Source organism: Lapidilactobacillus mulanensis (genome assembly GCF_003946215.1).
Classification (GTDB): domain Bacteria; phylum Bacillota; class Bacilli; order Lactobacillales; family Lactobacillaceae; genus Lapidilactobacillus; species Lapidilactobacillus mulanensis.
Genome location: NZ_RHOW01000014.1, coordinates 1 through 14,403 on the forward strand (window position 1 = coordinate 1; position 14,403 = coordinate 14,403).

Annotated in this window: 12 protein-coding genes; 2 read left to right on the forward strand and 10 right to left on the reverse strand. The window is 41.1% G+C overall.

What is annotated here, in order from left to right:
• Nucleotides 1-141 precede the first annotated feature (141 nt).
• The gene (locus tag EKM67_RS04990; RefSeq protein ID WP_164506569.1) at nucleotides 142-453 is read left to right on the forward strand and encodes a helix-turn-helix domain-containing protein; all 312 of its coding nucleotides are present in this window, start codon (nucleotides 142-144) and stop codon (nucleotides 451-453) included.
• Between the two features lie 88 nt (nucleotides 454-541).
• Here the strand turns inward: EKM67_RS04990 and EKM67_RS04995 are convergent, their stop codons facing one another.
• A complete protein-coding gene (locus tag EKM67_RS04995; protein ID WP_125577878.1) occupies nucleotides 542-919 on the reverse strand; it encodes a hypothetical protein in 378 nt (125 codons plus the stop codon).
• A gap of 230 nt (nucleotides 920-1,149) precedes the next feature.
• Between EKM67_RS04995 and EKM67_RS05000 the strand changes: the two genes are divergently transcribed.
• A complete protein-coding gene (locus EKM67_RS05000; RefSeq protein WP_125577879.1) occupies nucleotides 1,150-1,743 on the forward strand; it encodes a GNAT family N-acetyltransferase in 594 nt (197 codons plus the stop codon).
• A gap of 62 nt (nucleotides 1,744-1,805) precedes the next feature.
• Here the strand turns inward: EKM67_RS05000 and EKM67_RS05005 are convergent, their stop codons facing one another.
• From EKM67_RS05005 to EKM67_RS05045, 9 genes are all read right to left on the reverse strand, one after another.
• Complete coding sequence (locus EKM67_RS05005; protein ID WP_164506570.1) at nucleotides 1,806-2,681, reverse strand: class A sortase; 876 nt, start codon at nucleotides 2,679-2,681, stop codon at nucleotides 1,806-1,808.
• Nucleotides 2,668-3,516 carry a class C sortase gene (locus EKM67_RS05010; protein WP_125577883.1) on the reverse strand — a complete coding sequence of 283 codons (849 nt, stop codon included), beginning with the start codon at nucleotides 3,514-3,516 and terminating at the stop codon, nucleotides 2,668-2,670. Before EKM67_RS05010 ends, EKM67_RS05005 begins: the two co-directional genes overlap by 14 nt.
• A gap of 136 nt (nucleotides 3,517-3,652) precedes the next feature.
• Complete coding sequence (locus EKM67_RS05015; protein ID WP_125577885.1) at nucleotides 3,653-6,091, reverse strand: SpaA isopeptide-forming pilin-related protein; 2,439 nt, start codon at nucleotides 6,089-6,091, stop codon at nucleotides 3,653-3,655.
• A complete protein-coding gene (locus EKM67_RS05020) occupies nucleotides 6,088-6,753 on the reverse strand; it encodes an isopeptide-forming domain-containing protein (protein ID WP_125577887.1) in 666 nt (221 codons plus the stop codon). Before EKM67_RS05020 ends, EKM67_RS05015 begins: the two co-directional genes overlap by 4 nt.
• Before the next feature lie 33 nt (nucleotides 6,754-6,786).
• Nucleotides 6,787-8,478, reverse strand: coding sequence for a SpaH/EbpB family LPXTG-anchored major pilin (locus EKM67_RS05025; protein ID WP_125577889.1), 1,692 nt, complete (start codon nucleotides 8,476-8,478; stop codon nucleotides 6,787-6,789).
• Nucleotides 8,479-8,873: 395 nt separating this feature from the next.
• Nucleotides 8,874-9,734, reverse strand: coding sequence for a helix-turn-helix domain-containing protein (locus EKM67_RS05030; protein WP_164506571.1), 861 nt, complete (start codon nucleotides 9,732-9,734; stop codon nucleotides 8,874-8,876).
• A 429-nt stretch (nucleotides 9,735-10,163) separates the two neighbouring features.
• Nucleotides 10,164-12,209 (reverse strand): beta-galactosidase, encoded by a 2,046-nt coding sequence (locus EKM67_RS05035; RefSeq protein ID WP_125577892.1) that lies wholly within the window; start codon nucleotides 12,207-12,209, stop codon nucleotides 10,164-10,166.
• Nucleotides 12,209-13,057: a sugar ABC transporter permease gene (locus tag EKM67_RS05040; RefSeq protein WP_125577894.1), complete on the reverse strand. Its 849-nt coding sequence runs from the start codon at nucleotides 13,055-13,057 to the stop codon at nucleotides 12,209-12,211. Before EKM67_RS05040 ends, EKM67_RS05035 begins: the two co-directional genes overlap by 1 nt.
• A gap of 2 nt (nucleotides 13,058-13,059) precedes the next feature.
• A complete protein-coding gene (locus tag EKM67_RS05045; RefSeq protein ID WP_125577896.1) occupies nucleotides 13,060-14,337 on the reverse strand; it encodes an ABC transporter permease subunit in 1,278 nt (425 codons plus the stop codon).
• Nucleotides 14,338-14,403: the final 66 nt, after the last annotated feature.

The window sequence follows — 14,403 nt, forward strand, 5'->3', positions numbered from 1 at the left end:
TTTTCGTCTTGGTGTCTTTTTTTTACCATTTTGGCTGGGTGGCTAACTTAATTATAAAACGCGCGAAAAAAAGCCATTGATGAATTTCTTGATCAATATTCAAATATTCCAAAAAGCACTTACAGTTCCATTGTGGTGACTGTGTTGAATTATATTGAAAACAATCTAGATGAACAGGTCACACTCACAGAGATCAGTGCTTTACTGTCGCGCGATCCTAAATATGTCGGTAAATTATTTCGCGCTGAGGTTGGCATGTCTTTCAAGGAATATTGTTTGCAAAAGAAGATTGATAACGCTAAACATCTACTACTGTTCTCCGACAAAACAATTAATGAAATTTCAGTTGAGCTAGCCTATAGCTCACAGAGTCATTTTTCAATGGTTTTTAAAAAGTCAACTGGAATTACACCCTATGATTATCGGTGCAAGAGAGTATACTACACCTACTAAGTGTTGTCATACCACAAAAAAATCACAAGAACGAAGACTCTATCGTCTTTATTCTTGCGATTTTTTATGCCTACATTAAAGCGACGAACTAGCTGTCCTGCTGTAGTCCGCGTCTGTCGCCCGTCAATTTAGCGATGTCATCGGCTGAATCGTCACCCATGTTTGCATCTTGCTCTTTCGCGTGACGTTCTTCTTGGCTCAGTTCACTATTCAGGCTATCTGCTTGCGTTGATTCCTCTGATCCTGCGGCAGCCTGATGCGCATCGTCCTTTGCTCGCTGCGCGATTTTTGCGTTGTCGCGATCTGGTTTGTCGGTGTCACCGAAGCGGCCGGAATCGTGTAGATTAGAATTTTGATCGCCGGTTTGTTTCAGATCATTGCCGGGATTATTTTCGGTGTGGGACAAGTTCTGTTCGTGTTCTCGTTGTCCTAATGTTTGATCTTGGTCGTCGTGATGATTCGTCATATGCATGTCCTCCTCTGAATAGTCGCTTTCTGCTACAATTCCATCGTAGCAAGCTCACTCAAGCGAAAACAATGAATATGCCTAACGCACACACTTGAAAATTGTCCGGATTTTTAATTCATCATGCTGATTCCAGTGCATGTTGGCCGGTTTTTTCGGTGCCAAACGCGTGGCAAACATGTTATGCTAGGTTTATGAACACAACTCTTACCCAAAAAAGGATAACCGTTATGGAAATAATTATTGCCAACGCTGCTAAGCGAGATCTGCGGCCGGATATCAGTCGTATTTTTGTCGAGGGCTTTTATGATTGGCTGAAATTTTTCTCAAAAGACAAAACTAAATTAGCGCGAACTTTCGCTCACATTTTCAATCCTGATGTTTTTTACGTTGCCATAGAAAATGACACGGCCTTGGGTTTTGCCGCCTGCACAAACGGCCGTGTGCCTTCTATTCAATTAAAGCAGCGTGAATTTCGGCGCCACTTAGGTTTTATCATGGGTACAATTGCTTATTACGTTTTGAAGCGCGAGTTCGAAGACAAGCCCTATCCTTTCGAGATTCAGCCGACAATGGGCACCATCGAATTCGTCGCCACGGATCGTCATTCCCGTGGGCGAGGTGTGGCGACGCAGATCATCCAGCACATTCACGAACACACGCCCTACCACAGCTATGCCCTCGAAGTCGCCGATACGAATACGAAGGCCGTTCATCTCTATGAAAAATTAGGTTACCAAACTTTTAAAAAAGTTCCCGAAAAACACGCGAAGCGCAGCGGTTTTGATTTTTACTTGTACATGAAGTACACGAAGCCTCGCTGATAGCGGACACAAATAAGCATCTTCCAGTTAACGGAAGATGCTTATTTTATTTCCAAACGATTTTAGTTAAACCTTGGCAAAAACGGCACGGCTAAGGCCGCCACAAATCCTAAAATCAATAAGAAACTAGTCCAGCTTAATTTTCCGGTTGCGAAGTCAGTTTGAATTTGTGCTGCCACGCGCGCAAGTTGCAATTTAAATTGATCTAACCAATTTTTGTGGTTGATTGGTGTGGCGGTAATTCCTAGCGACTTGTGTGTTTTGATCGTTTTGCGATTTAACAGTTGCGTCTTCACTAATTTTCCCTGAACAACGCGGCGATTCACCGTTCCTAATCTGCCCTCGCAGCGAAGCAACGTGATGATCGGCCGTTCTGATTTAGGATCAATATATTGAACTTCTTTTTTATTGACCACGCGATTGAGCGCGACTTTATACGTGTAAATATGAGTGGCATCACTGACATAAATAAGCTCGCCCAAAGTTAGCCGCGCGATTCCTTTCAACAACACATTGGCACCGATAAAGTTGTGCGCGGCCAAGATATAATTATCCTTGCCTGCCTGCTCATCAGCCCAATAAGTTGCCGCGCCCGTTGAAAGTGTCTGATCGTTTCTGCCGACTAAAATAGGCAAACTGATGTCAACGGCAGGAATGCTCAACCGCCCGACGCCAGTTTTGGCGATCACCTGGTCATTATTCTGTTTGCCACTCAATAATTCGCGCGCATCCACGTTAGTCAGCTCATCCGTGTAATAAGCCTTTTTCTCCTTATCAGCCGCAACAACTTGTTTGGCATAAGATAATGAGGTGGTCGTTTTTGTTTGTGTCCGCAAATAATTATCGCCAATTTTGACCAGCGATAACACAAGCACCGCATACATAATCGGCACGAGAAATAAAAGCGCGCGATGAAGCAGTCGTTTATTTTTGATCATGTGATTCTCCTTTTTGCTTGCGTTTCTTCGCATGATGACGACGCACGATCAAGAAAATGATGATCAACAAAATCAGTAACGCTGTGATCGCCAACGCAATATTCTGATAAGTGAAGACATCGCGTTTCTCGACAACTTTCTTCTCGGCGCGTTTCAGCGGAATTCGTTTACCGGTAACCAACATCCGGTGCGTATTGAAATAAACCGGCGTACACGTCAGCAACGTGACCGAATCTTCCCCAGATTTAATATCGGTTTTGTGGATCTGATCAGGCAACACAACTTCTTTTTTATAAACTTGATAAGCGTATTTCTTGCCAAAAGTGGTGAGGTAAAAAACATCGCCTAACTTCAAATGACCAATATTATCAAAATAGATTTGATTCTCAATGCCGCTGTGTCCGGTAATTACGGCGTGCGTATTTTTCCCGCCAACAGGTAAACTGCCTTGCGCAAATACGCCCAGTCCTTTATTCAGGGTCTGATCAGACGTGCCAAAATAAAAGGGCATCTTCTTAATACTGATCGCGGGCACATCAATCGATCCCATCGCTACCTGCTCATTATCGGGAAAAATTTGGTCGATGGTCACTTTGGGTGCATAGCGACTATTTTGGTGAGCATAAATATATTTATTGTAATCCGCCATCAAGGTTTTCTTTTTCTTATATTCAGCGCGGCGTTTGGCGAAATAGTCTTTCGTTTCGTCGACCACTTGATAGCGATGCGCCGACGCTAACTGATTGGCGACAACGGGATACAACAGCACGCCAATACCCACAAGGATCAGCAATAAGCTCAGTATTAATGGTAGCCGCTGCTTAAATTTCTTCATTGACACTCACCCTTTATTGATTTGAATAGCAAACAATTTTTTCACTCAACCTTTGGCAAAAAAGGACTATCCGCAGATAGTCCAAAAAATTATCAAGTTAATTTTTATTTCGCACTATTTTTTGAAACGGTTCAGATCACGCACGATGTTTGCGCATATTCTTGAAGAAATGGACCGCAAAACTAATTATTCCCATCATCAAAATGGCGATTGCACTTGCCAATAGTTTCAGTTGACCTGAACCACCGGCGTTCGGATAAGTGGCCGTCATTTGCTTGGTGCTAATAAAAGTTAGCGTCTTTTCCTTAGCAGTCAGCGTTAGCGTTGTGCTTTGTAAATGACCGGTAACATCCCAGCCACTAGGTACAGACATTTCCGTCACAGTATATGCTTGATCAAGAAGCATGTTGGGCAATACGATCTGTCCATTTGCATCCGTCGTCAAAGCTGGCAGGGGGTTGCCAGAAGCATCCGTCGTGACTGCATTGCCTTTGGCGTCCACAATTTTGAAAGTGGCATTCTCAAACAGTGAACCATCGTCACCTTTAGCAATTAATGTCAGTTTCCCAACTTGTTGAACCATCGGAACATAGACAATACCATTATTGATCTGGGGGATGGTCCCTATAAAGCCATCCTTGATTAAATAGTTCGGGTACTGAACTCTGTTAATATCTGTCTGGGAAATCACCGTTCCGGGTTTACCAGATAGGCCAGTAATCGGCTGACCTAACTGATTAGCCACATTGGTCGGATCAGTCCCGTCCTTATATCCTTGCAGCTTGTACTGAACGTTATTAAGGGAGTATTTCAAATAAACAATGTTCTGGCCATCGCCAGCCTTGTTGATCGTATAATCAAATGGTGTCACCGTTTGCTGTGTATATCCAGAAATTGCATCTCCGGTAATCGACACGATATGATCCATCAATCCACTAACAGTGCGATCTAGAACGGGTTTAAGACTAATATCCGTTGTGATCGGTGTTAGTTTAGAATCATCCGGTTGGTTAGGGTCTGCAATCACATGCTTAACCGTGACGTTCTGCATTGTTGGAATATACGGCACGTATACAACTCCACCGGCGTCCTGTGGGACAACGAGCTTCTGATAAGGATTCTTACCATTAAAATCTGCAACAGTTGGCCGGGTGTAACCCGGCGGCGCTGCAGGTAACTGTTCGCCTGCAGTAACCGTCGAACTCAACAAATAGTCTAAATCATAGAAATAATTTAAGAGATCTCCTGAACCACCTAATATATTGGTTCCATTGTATTTCGTAACCGCAGTTCCAATGTATTTATCTGTGGTAACAGTAGGGCTAGGAGGATCCGTTGGTGTCGTTGTGGGGCTCTTGTAGGCTTGGATCGAATAAGGAACCGCGGCATTGTAATGCATCCCTACGTTAGCTGCCCACTCTGCAGCCCAATCTGTGTTCTGAGTTGTGTTCCCATTGTTAGTGGTCCCAACACCAACATCCATTTTAGACGTTGGTTTAATCATGGTAATCATTTGTTTTGGATTTGTGGTCGATCCACTCGCACCGCTCATCGCCAACGAAATGGTATCTAGATGGAATGTCTTGGCATAGTAATTACGGACATTCTGAATCTTGATGACTGAAGGATCAGCAGTTTTCCACGTCTTGAAATACGTGACTGTGATCTGTCCGTTCGACTTCGTTGTATTAGTTGCAACATCAGTATAAGTTGGATCATACTGGATCTGAATAGGATGCCAGCGGGCGTTGTTAAGATCAATAACATCGCTATCGCCCATCGTCCCTGTGAAAAACGGAATGATATTGGGATCCTGATTAGCTCCAACGACCTGATTCACATAGTTAATGAATTTAACGGACGCATTAGTAACCGAACCAGGTGCAGAATTACTACCACTGGCCTTGAAGGCAACAAGTGCATCGTTCGGTACCGCACTGTTGTCAGTAATACCAACTTTTTTATCACGATATACCGGTTGTCCGGAAGAATTTGTCAGCATGAATGACTGAAACCCATACTTGGTATCCACGTTGTCACCGGCACCATCTTCTTTTTCATTAATGGTATCCACAAACTGTGACCCAGTTGTATTGGTTTTCGTATCCAATTTCCAAGTAATCGCATTTGGCAATCCTATTGTGCCAATTTGCTGAAGGAAACCCGGTGTCGACGTTTGCAGTAAGCTGGCAGGATTGGTGTCACCAGTATGGAGTGAGACAGCGATCCCATTCTCATCGTTAAGATTACCCACATTAACAAAGAACTTCATAAAGAATGGATGTGCCAAACTAAACTTCTCATTCAAGAAATAGTAGCCAGCTTTGTTAATCGTATTTTGTGTTAAGTCTACAACCCCGTTAGCCTGAGGCACATCAGTCTCTGTTTTATACGTTGATAAATAGGTTGAAAATTTTGCCGCTACGCTTGGTGCAAACTCATTGGGTTGAATGACTGTTGCTGTATTGGCGCTTACTTTCTCTGGGGGAGTCGTTAATAAGCCAAGTACACCAGACCCAATCGTGCCAATTACAACTAGTACTAACATCAATGACGCTTTTAGTCTCTTCATCATTTGTCGCCGCCCCCTTTTCTATCCGTCATGAGTCCACGACGATAGTAAAGTGCGCCGCTAGCAATGATTAAAAAAACCGACATGATCATAATACTCGCATAGTTAATTTGTTTTATTTCCCCACTCATCTGAGCAATCTGCGCTGGTGGCTGAGTTGCAGGTGTTGTCGGCTTAGGGCTTGGTGTTGTCACCACACCCGATTTAGGATCGATCGTCACCGACGAATAAACTTTTCCCTCAACCGTATATGGCAGCGTGACTACCAGTGGCTTCATCGGTTTTGGTACATTCAATTCTTTGATCAAATAACTGCCTGCTACTAACCCAATCGATGCATCCGCCACAGCGTCACCATCTGCATTCGTGGTGATTATCTGTTGAAAATAATCAGCCCCCGATGCCGGCGTGTACGTTGAAGGATCAAGGGGATCGATAGACTGTGATTCAGTTGCAACCACACGCGTTAAGTCATATTGAACGCCTGCGACTGGATGAACTGATTGACTATCACCCACATGATTAGGATCGCTAGCAACTTTGTGGATCGTAATTTTAACCGCATCATTGCTAGCCGCTTGAACCGAATTTGGAGCGCTCAATGAACCGATAAAGAGGAAAATAGCACTAGCTAATAGACGTAAAAGAAGCTGACGTTTGTGCATTTTTTATCCTCCTTTTAATCTAGTGTTCGCTGATTAAGCCTCTTTTTTCTTGTTCTTTGAGTAGTAGACACCGGCACCACCGATGATGATCAATGCAGAAGCTGTAATCATGATCGTAATTAAGCCTTTACCACCAGTCAATGGATAGTCTGATGAGGTTGACTTAGGATCGACAACAGTCAAATCAAACTTGTTATCAGTTGTTGCTTTAACCAAATGGATAACGCCATCAACTTCATAGCCTTCTGGTGCTTTCGTTTCAACAACGTAATATTCTGCGGGGCCAGCTGCTTGTTCGGTCTCGCTGATCTTACCATCGTTATTTGTGTCAGTGAAAGCCACTAAGTTATCGAATACAACACGACCATCGGTGTCAGATGTTGCGGTACCAATTGCTGCGTCGCCTGCTTGAGCTGCTTCTTTCGTTGTGTAAATTGCGAATTCTGCACCAGCAAGTGGCTTGTTGTCATCATTGTTTTTCTCGTCGCCAGTAGTTGATTTCTCTTCTTCAGAAACCTTCAGTAAGTCCACACGACCGATATAATCAGTTGGTGTGTTCCCACCAGGATTTTCTGGATTAGTAGGAACTGTTGGCGTGTTAGGATCCTTTGGTGAACCTGGAACTTCTGTACCTGGTGGTGTTGTTGTTTCGTGTCCAGGATTACCATCAGAAGGCGTGTAATAGACATCAAAGGTATTTCCGATCAATTGACCATCGTAATCCTTGTTAACGGTTGTATTCATCATGAATTCAACCTTATCTGCACCAGCTTCTACTAATTTCTTCTTACCTGCATCAGTGATATCGATTTGAACGATTTGGTATCCTTCAACACTAGTACCAGTTGCGCCTGCGTTGGCAGTGACGTTATAGTCTGTTCCTTCAACCAAGTCAGTAACCTTCTGACCAGCTTCATCAACGCCAATAGCGCCATCAACACTATCAAATGTCAGTGCCTTTGAATACAAAGGATCGACTAACATGAATTCGGTTGCGTAAACAGTTTCGCCTTCATCATCGAAATCGCTATCGTTGTTGAGATCCTGTTGGCTATATGCACTTGTTGGGACGTTTGCTGATAATTTCCAGCTTAAATCGTCACCTTTAACTGCGCTTTCAACTTTGTCATCATCAGAAAAGGTTTTATTCAGATCTAGCTCAATGTCTGAAAGATCATTCTTAGGGTAAAGATTAACATCATATAAAAAACCCGATGCACCTACGCCAACTTTTGCCTGTGGTACTTTAACGATAACATCCTTCATTGGTGTTTCAATCGCTGAAGATGGATGTTCTTGCAATAAGTAGTAACCATCAGCGGCTGTGCCTGTGCCAAGTACGAACTGATGAACACCAGCTGCGTCAGTTTTACCTGTTTGCGTTACAGCACCATCAACGACAACATAATTATCCACGCTGATTGGTTTAGTTTTATCTTTAGCTGTCACTTTAACAACACTAAATGGCACGTTTGCTAACGGTGGATGAGCTTTTGTGTCAACTTCCATCTCTTCCCCAGTTGCCTGTTCACCAGCTGGAGTTGTGTTCTCATATTTGTGAACCGTAATTGAACGTACAGATGTATTATCGATCTCCACATTTGCAGCTTGGACAACATGAGTTGCAAAGCCGTTTTGAATTGCTGGTGTGGCAAATGCTCCCAAAGCACTTAATGCCAATCCGCTGACTGTCACAATAGACAGTACCTTCTTTTTATTTATCATTTTAGTTCCCCCATAATAATTTTGAAGTACAATTCAAGTTCACCGTTAATCAAGTATGATTGATTTATGCAGGTGAAACTCCCTCCCCATTTCTACCGTATTTCTCTACGCTTTACTATTGTATAGAGTTAAACATATTAAAAGAGTAAAAACTTCAAATATGTTTTGGTCAATTATATTTTACCAGATATTGTTTGCTTTGCAACAATTTATTCTTGTTTTTTTGATTCAATTGCGTTTAAACCAATGATTAATTCACAATAATACGATTTATTAGTAAAAATAGTCAAATAATCGGCTATTTTCTATACGCTATTTATCAATTATACTTTACTAATTTTAGGATAAATAAAAAGCATTTCCGCAATTATTGCAGGAAATGCTTTCGAAAAATACTATTCTACTATAAATTGTTGGTACTGTTGAAATAATTTATTTGCCATTTCGCGATTGCCAAAATCATAAATCATGTTGATCACACTTTTAGCTGCTTCTTTACCTTTAGGATCACCTTGCAGATAATCTATGATCCCCTTGAAATATTTCATCTTCATGAGAATGTTTATATCATCTTGGTTCAAATAAATGGCCGCTTTGTCCAGGAACTCACGGCATTTATCAACCTCGCCTAAAGTCAACAGACGATCAATAATTGCAAATAATAATTCTTCAGCACAGTTACCAGTCAGATGACTGACTCTATCCTCCACATGCCTGGCGTCAAACGCCTCATTGCTCAATAGCAGGATTTGCGAAGCACTGAATAGATCAATTGTGTCACGAAACAAATCATACTCATAATTTCCCCAAAGCTCAACCCGAATGAGATAGTCATGGATCGTTTCAACTTCCTCATCCGTCACAGCTTCAGCGTATGGATCGATCTGCACCGCAAATATTTTAGTCAAAATTCTTAAGTGCTGATAGAAATATTGGTCCTCGTTTTCATCAGCCAGCTCACATGCACGCTCATAAATCCGCTTGATCTGTAGAAGATCTTGTTTCCGTTGAGCATGATGGATTTCGGCCAAAATCCACTCGCGATTATCTTCGCCTTGAACCAAAGTAATGAATTCTTCAAACGAAGCATTGATATTGCCAAGAATATCGACAAAATGGTCAAGTGAAATCATCGAGCGATCATTTTCGAACAGTGACAGTGCTTGCTTGGTGATCGATGACCCAGTTGCTTCTTCTTGTGTAAATCCCTTGCTACTTCTCAAGAGGCGATAGGCTTTTCCATAAGTATTTCCCAAAGATTTCACCACTTTCACTTGTACTTCAATTAACATAAATATAACAGAAAAAAAGCCTTTTCAAATAAACGTCAATGATAATTGACCCGTGATATGTAAAACGACGCACATAAATATCAATCCATTCATCAAACTTCAAATTGATTTATTTTAGATTGCAACCGATTATGAATTCAGAAAATCCGTTATATTAGAACATCACCTATTAATTATATGTAATAAAATTGTACTTTTTTGTTATAATTTGTGACTTTTATCAAGTTGTTTGAACTAAATTTAACGATTGAAATATCTGACACTCGTTTTCGCAATTAAAGTTTGCTTGACTTCATCATAAAATCATTAAAAAAACATATTTTGCTGTTCGCTAGAAGTCAAAAAATAAAACAGCAAAATCCAAGACGGATTCTGCTGCTTTATTTTTAATCATTATTTTAATCGTCGGTAAACTTTAACACCAAACGGTTCGATGTTTGACTTCCCTTCTTGCTCTTGATTCGACAACAATTCAATCATTGGGTCATTAACCAAGATTTCATGTTGCTTCGAGTCAAAATTCAAAACAAATAAATACTCATTTGTCTTATCTTCACGAATTTGAATCGAAACGCTCGAGCTATCTTTAATTATTGATTGCTGCTTGTTCAAACCAATATCCGCAACAATCTTCTGATAAAAATCAGCCAGAAAATCCGTATCTGTTCGGCAAGCAATAAAGTATGCACTTCCTTGTCCAACTGGATGATTAGTTGCAGCAGCTGTGCCTGCATAAAAATCCTGTGTATAGCTCGCTAGAACCTCCGCCGTATCAACTTCAAGTATTTCGCAATAATCTGTTGCTCGATAACCATGATCACCAGCCTTGATTTCATTGGCCTGCTGAGGATAAAGTGTATCAGTTTCTTTAACCGTCAAACCATATAATTGTTGTAATTGCGTTGGCCAGCCACCAATGTAAGCAAGATCACGTTCGTCGACAACGCCAGAAATATATGTTCCTACAACAGTTCCACCATTGCTGGCAAACTTAGCCAATTTATCCATGAACTTCTCTGCCATTAAGAAATGCATCGGATCAATCACCAAACGATATTTTGCTAGATCCGTTTCTGGAGAAATAATATCAACAGGAATATCGTGTTGCCAGAAATATTGATAATGTTGTTGCAACGTTTGCCAATATTTCTTAGTCGCCATCGAATAATTCTGACTATCGTTTAGCGCCCACATATTGCTCTGATCAAATACAATTGCAACTTCTGCACATTGATATGGGACATCCTTAATTTCCGATAATTTAGTCAGATCCATACCCACTTGTTTGACATCTTTAAACACGCGAGTTTGATTACTTCCATTTTGTGTAATCACTGCGCCATGAAACATTTCCGAGGCACCGCGAGACTGCCGCCACTGAAAATATAAATTACTATCTGAGCCATGAGCAATATGTTGTAGACTTGCAAGTTGGTGTACTCCCGGTCGTTTAGCGTGATTAACCGGATGCCAATTCACTTGTGATGGCGTTGATTCCATAATCAGGAAATCTTGTTGTTTAAGGCTACGAAAATAATCATCGATCATTGCAACTTTCATACCTGTTTGCGCAGGCGTTTCGAAATCGTTGTTCCAAGCAGGATAACAATCCCAACTGACCACATCAAGATGCTTAGCAAATTTATAGTAGTCTAACCCGTGAAAGGGAACCATGTCAAAAGTGTCTGACATAAAGTTGGTTGTAATCGGCACGTCTGGTGTAATCAACCGTAATGGTTTGATTTCATTCTCATAAAAATTAATCGTTTGATCGCTAACAAATCGTCGCCAGTCTAAATTTAACCCCTGTAGGCTAGTATCACCTAAAGGCGAGGGCAAATGAATTTGTGACCAATCTGTATAACAGTGACTCCAAAACGTTGTCCACCAAGCATCATTCAAAGCCTCAAGTGTGCCATATTTGTTTTTTAACCAATTTCTAAAAGCGGCTTGGCAAAGATCACAGTGACATTCACCACCATACTCATTAGAAATATGCCACATCAGCAGACCTTTGCGCTGACCATATCTTTTAGCTAATAACGTATTAAATTCACGCACTTTTTCACGGTAGATCGGCGCAGTGAAACAATGATTATGACGTTCACCAAAAAGTAACTTCTCACCTTTTTCATTCGTACGTAAAACCTCAGGATATTTCTGTGCCAACCAGGCCGGTCGTGCACCACTAGGAGTAGCAAGAATAACCTTGCCACCAATTTTTTCCATCCGGTCAAACACATCATCTAACCACTCGAAATGATAAACACCTTCTTCTGGTTCAATGGCTGACCAAGAAAACATTCCAACTGTTACTGTGTTAGCATGAGCTTCTTGCATCATTTTAAAATCTTGGTCTAGAATGGCTGGATATTTCTGCCATTGCTCAGGATTGTAATCTCCACCATGAAGGAGAAAAGTTGAATTAAGACGATTCATTATCCTTTAGTTCCCCCTTCAGTTAATCCACTTACAAAGTTCTTCTGCAACAAGATAAAGACAATTGCAACCGGAATACTAATTAGAATTGCGCCGGCTGCAAACAGGGTATAACTGGCACCCATCTTATCATTGATTAAATTATAAAGACCGATCGGTAACGTATAAGACTTAGGATCACGTAAGATAACTGACGACAATGCGAAGTCTCCTAATGGCCCGGTGAAACCGTTCATGGCGACAACAGCAATCATTGGCTTGGCGAGCGGAACAATAATCTGTAAGAAGATTCTCGTATAACCCGCACCATCCAGCAACGCACTCTCATCCAGTGAGACCGGAATGGAATCAATATAACCCTTCATTAAATACGTATTCATCGGAATTTGACCACCGACATAAATCAAAATCAACAGAAAGTGACTATTAACCAAGTGGAGCATCTGAGCCATGACAAATAACGCGATCAAGGCTGAAAACTGCGGAATCATCTGTAATAGCAAGAATAAAACTAGCCCATTTTTACGGCCTTTAAATCTGAAACGTGAAAATGCATAAGCGGTAACTGAAACCAAGGCGACAGATAATACCATCGTCACAACACTAATTTTCAACGAGTTTAAGAACCATTGGAAGTAATAGAAACTACCGCTTGTTTTCGTCAGCTCCACATAGTGTGCTAGAGTTGGGCTTTTAGGAATTAAAGTAGTACTAACTAAACTATTACCTTTATTGAAACTAGCCCCGATAGTCCAAGCAAGCGGATAAAAAATGAGAATCGACATCACGACTAACAGAACATAAGAAGATCCTAGTCGAATATTTTTATTTTTCTTAATACTGTGCATCTTTATCCCTCCTTGAACGAATTCGTTCTCTTAAATTGCCATAATGCAATTCCAATAACGAAGACTGATAGCAAAATCGTCAACGCTGCCGCTAATGCATATTGATTGGATTGCATCGTTAATTTGTAGATCCAAGAGACTAGAATGTCAGTTCCACCCGCTGTCGAGTTTGGAACCGCCGGACCACCATTATTGAATAGGTAAATAATATTGAAATTATTAAAATTGAAAGTATATTGCGTAATAATAATAGGTGCCATTTGTGCCAAAATGAACGGTAGGGTAATTTTACTGAATTTCTGCCATGCTGTGGCACCATCCATGATTGCAGCTTCATACAGATCTTCTGGAATAGATTGCAACACACCGGTAGTCACAACAAAAATGTATGGAAATCCTAACCAACTCTGAACAAATAGTAACGCAACTTTCGTCCAGGCCGCATTGGTCATCCACGAAACTGGGTGAATACCTAACGCATGCAAGATAACCGTGTTAACCGCACCAAAGCTGTCATTAAACATACCCGCAAAAATCAAAATTGTTACAAATCCGGGCACTGCCCAAGGAAGTACTAGCACTGTTCGCCAAAGTTTTTTGAGTCTCAAATCTTTTTGATGAACAACAATTGCCATGAAAATTCCAATAGTTACAGAAAGTGTTGAGGCAACCAACGTCCAAATAACTGTCCAGCCTAGAACATCAAAAAAAGTTGAACGCCAGATATCCACTGTAAATATTTGTTTGAAGGTATTAAATCCAACCCAGTCGGCTAAATGCGCAGGTGCCGTATGATACAGATCATAATTGGTAAACGCCAGCGCGAAACTGAATAAAATTGGAAAAATAACTGTAAAAATCAATAATAGTAAACCTGGGCTGATCAACAAATAAGGATAATTTGTATTGAACAGTGATTTTATACTGCCAACAAACTTCTCCGGGTGCTGTCCCATATCTATTTTTTCACCGTTCTGATATGCATCCCGAAAATTCATGTAATAGAATAATAAACCAATACCCAAAATCAGAACTGCAATTAGACCTTCAGCAAGCAAGAAAATCGAATTATCACGTGGTACCTCAGTTCCCAAGGTAAAGAGCCCCCAGAATCCCATGTTGAACAGACTCCAGAATCCAGTCACGTACAAAATGGCAATGATCAAAAAGCCAATGCCCTTAATCAGCTGTTTATTGTATAGTTGTCCCAATCCCGGAATGATTGAAAGCAACGCAGCTGTTTTGGCGTGCGATTTAGATTGTTTTGCAGCTTTATCCATTGATAAAACTTCCTTTCTCATTTATAAAAGGGCCCAAAAGCGAGCCCTTTAAGTCAATCAATATGA

What these genes read in the sequence shown, in the direction of transcription:
- EKM67_RS04995 (WP_125577878.1), bottom strand. Translation starts at nt 919, where the DNA reads ATGACGAATCATCACGACGACCAAGATCAAACATTAGGACAACGAGAA.
- EKM67_RS05000 (WP_125577879.1), top strand. Translation starts at nt 1,150, where the DNA reads ATGGAAATAATTATTGCCAACGCTGCTAAGCGAGATCTGCGGCCGGAT.
- EKM67_RS05005 (WP_164506570.1), bottom strand. Translation starts at nt 2,681, where the DNA reads ATGATCAAAAATAAACGACTGCTTCATCGCGCGCTTTTATTTCTCGTG.
- EKM67_RS05010 (WP_125577883.1), bottom strand. Translation starts at nt 3,516, where the DNA reads ATGAAGAAATTTAAGCAGCGGCTACCATTAATACTGAGCTTATTGCTG.
- EKM67_RS05015 (WP_125577885.1), bottom strand. Translation starts at nt 6,091, where the DNA reads ATGATGAAGAGACTAAAAGCGTCATTGATGTTAGTACTAGTTGTAATT.
- EKM67_RS05020 (WP_125577887.1), bottom strand. Translation starts at nt 6,753, where the DNA reads ATGCACAAACGTCAGCTTCTTTTACGTCTATTAGCTAGTGCTATTTTC.
- EKM67_RS05025 (WP_125577889.1), bottom strand. Translation starts at nt 8,478, where the DNA reads ATGATAAATAAAAAGAAGGTACTGTCTATTGTGACAGTCAGCGGATTG.
- EKM67_RS05035 (WP_125577892.1), bottom strand. Translation starts at nt 12,209, where the DNA reads ATGAATCGTCTTAATTCAACTTTTCTCCTTCATGGTGGAGATTACAAT.
- EKM67_RS05040 (WP_125577894.1), bottom strand. Translation starts at nt 13,057, where the DNA reads ATGCACAGTATTAAGAAAAATAAAAATATTCGACTAGGATCTTCTTAT.
- EKM67_RS05045 (WP_125577896.1), bottom strand. Translation starts at nt 14,337, where the DNA reads ATGGATAAAGCTGCAAAACAATCTAAATCGCACGCCAAAACAGCTGCG.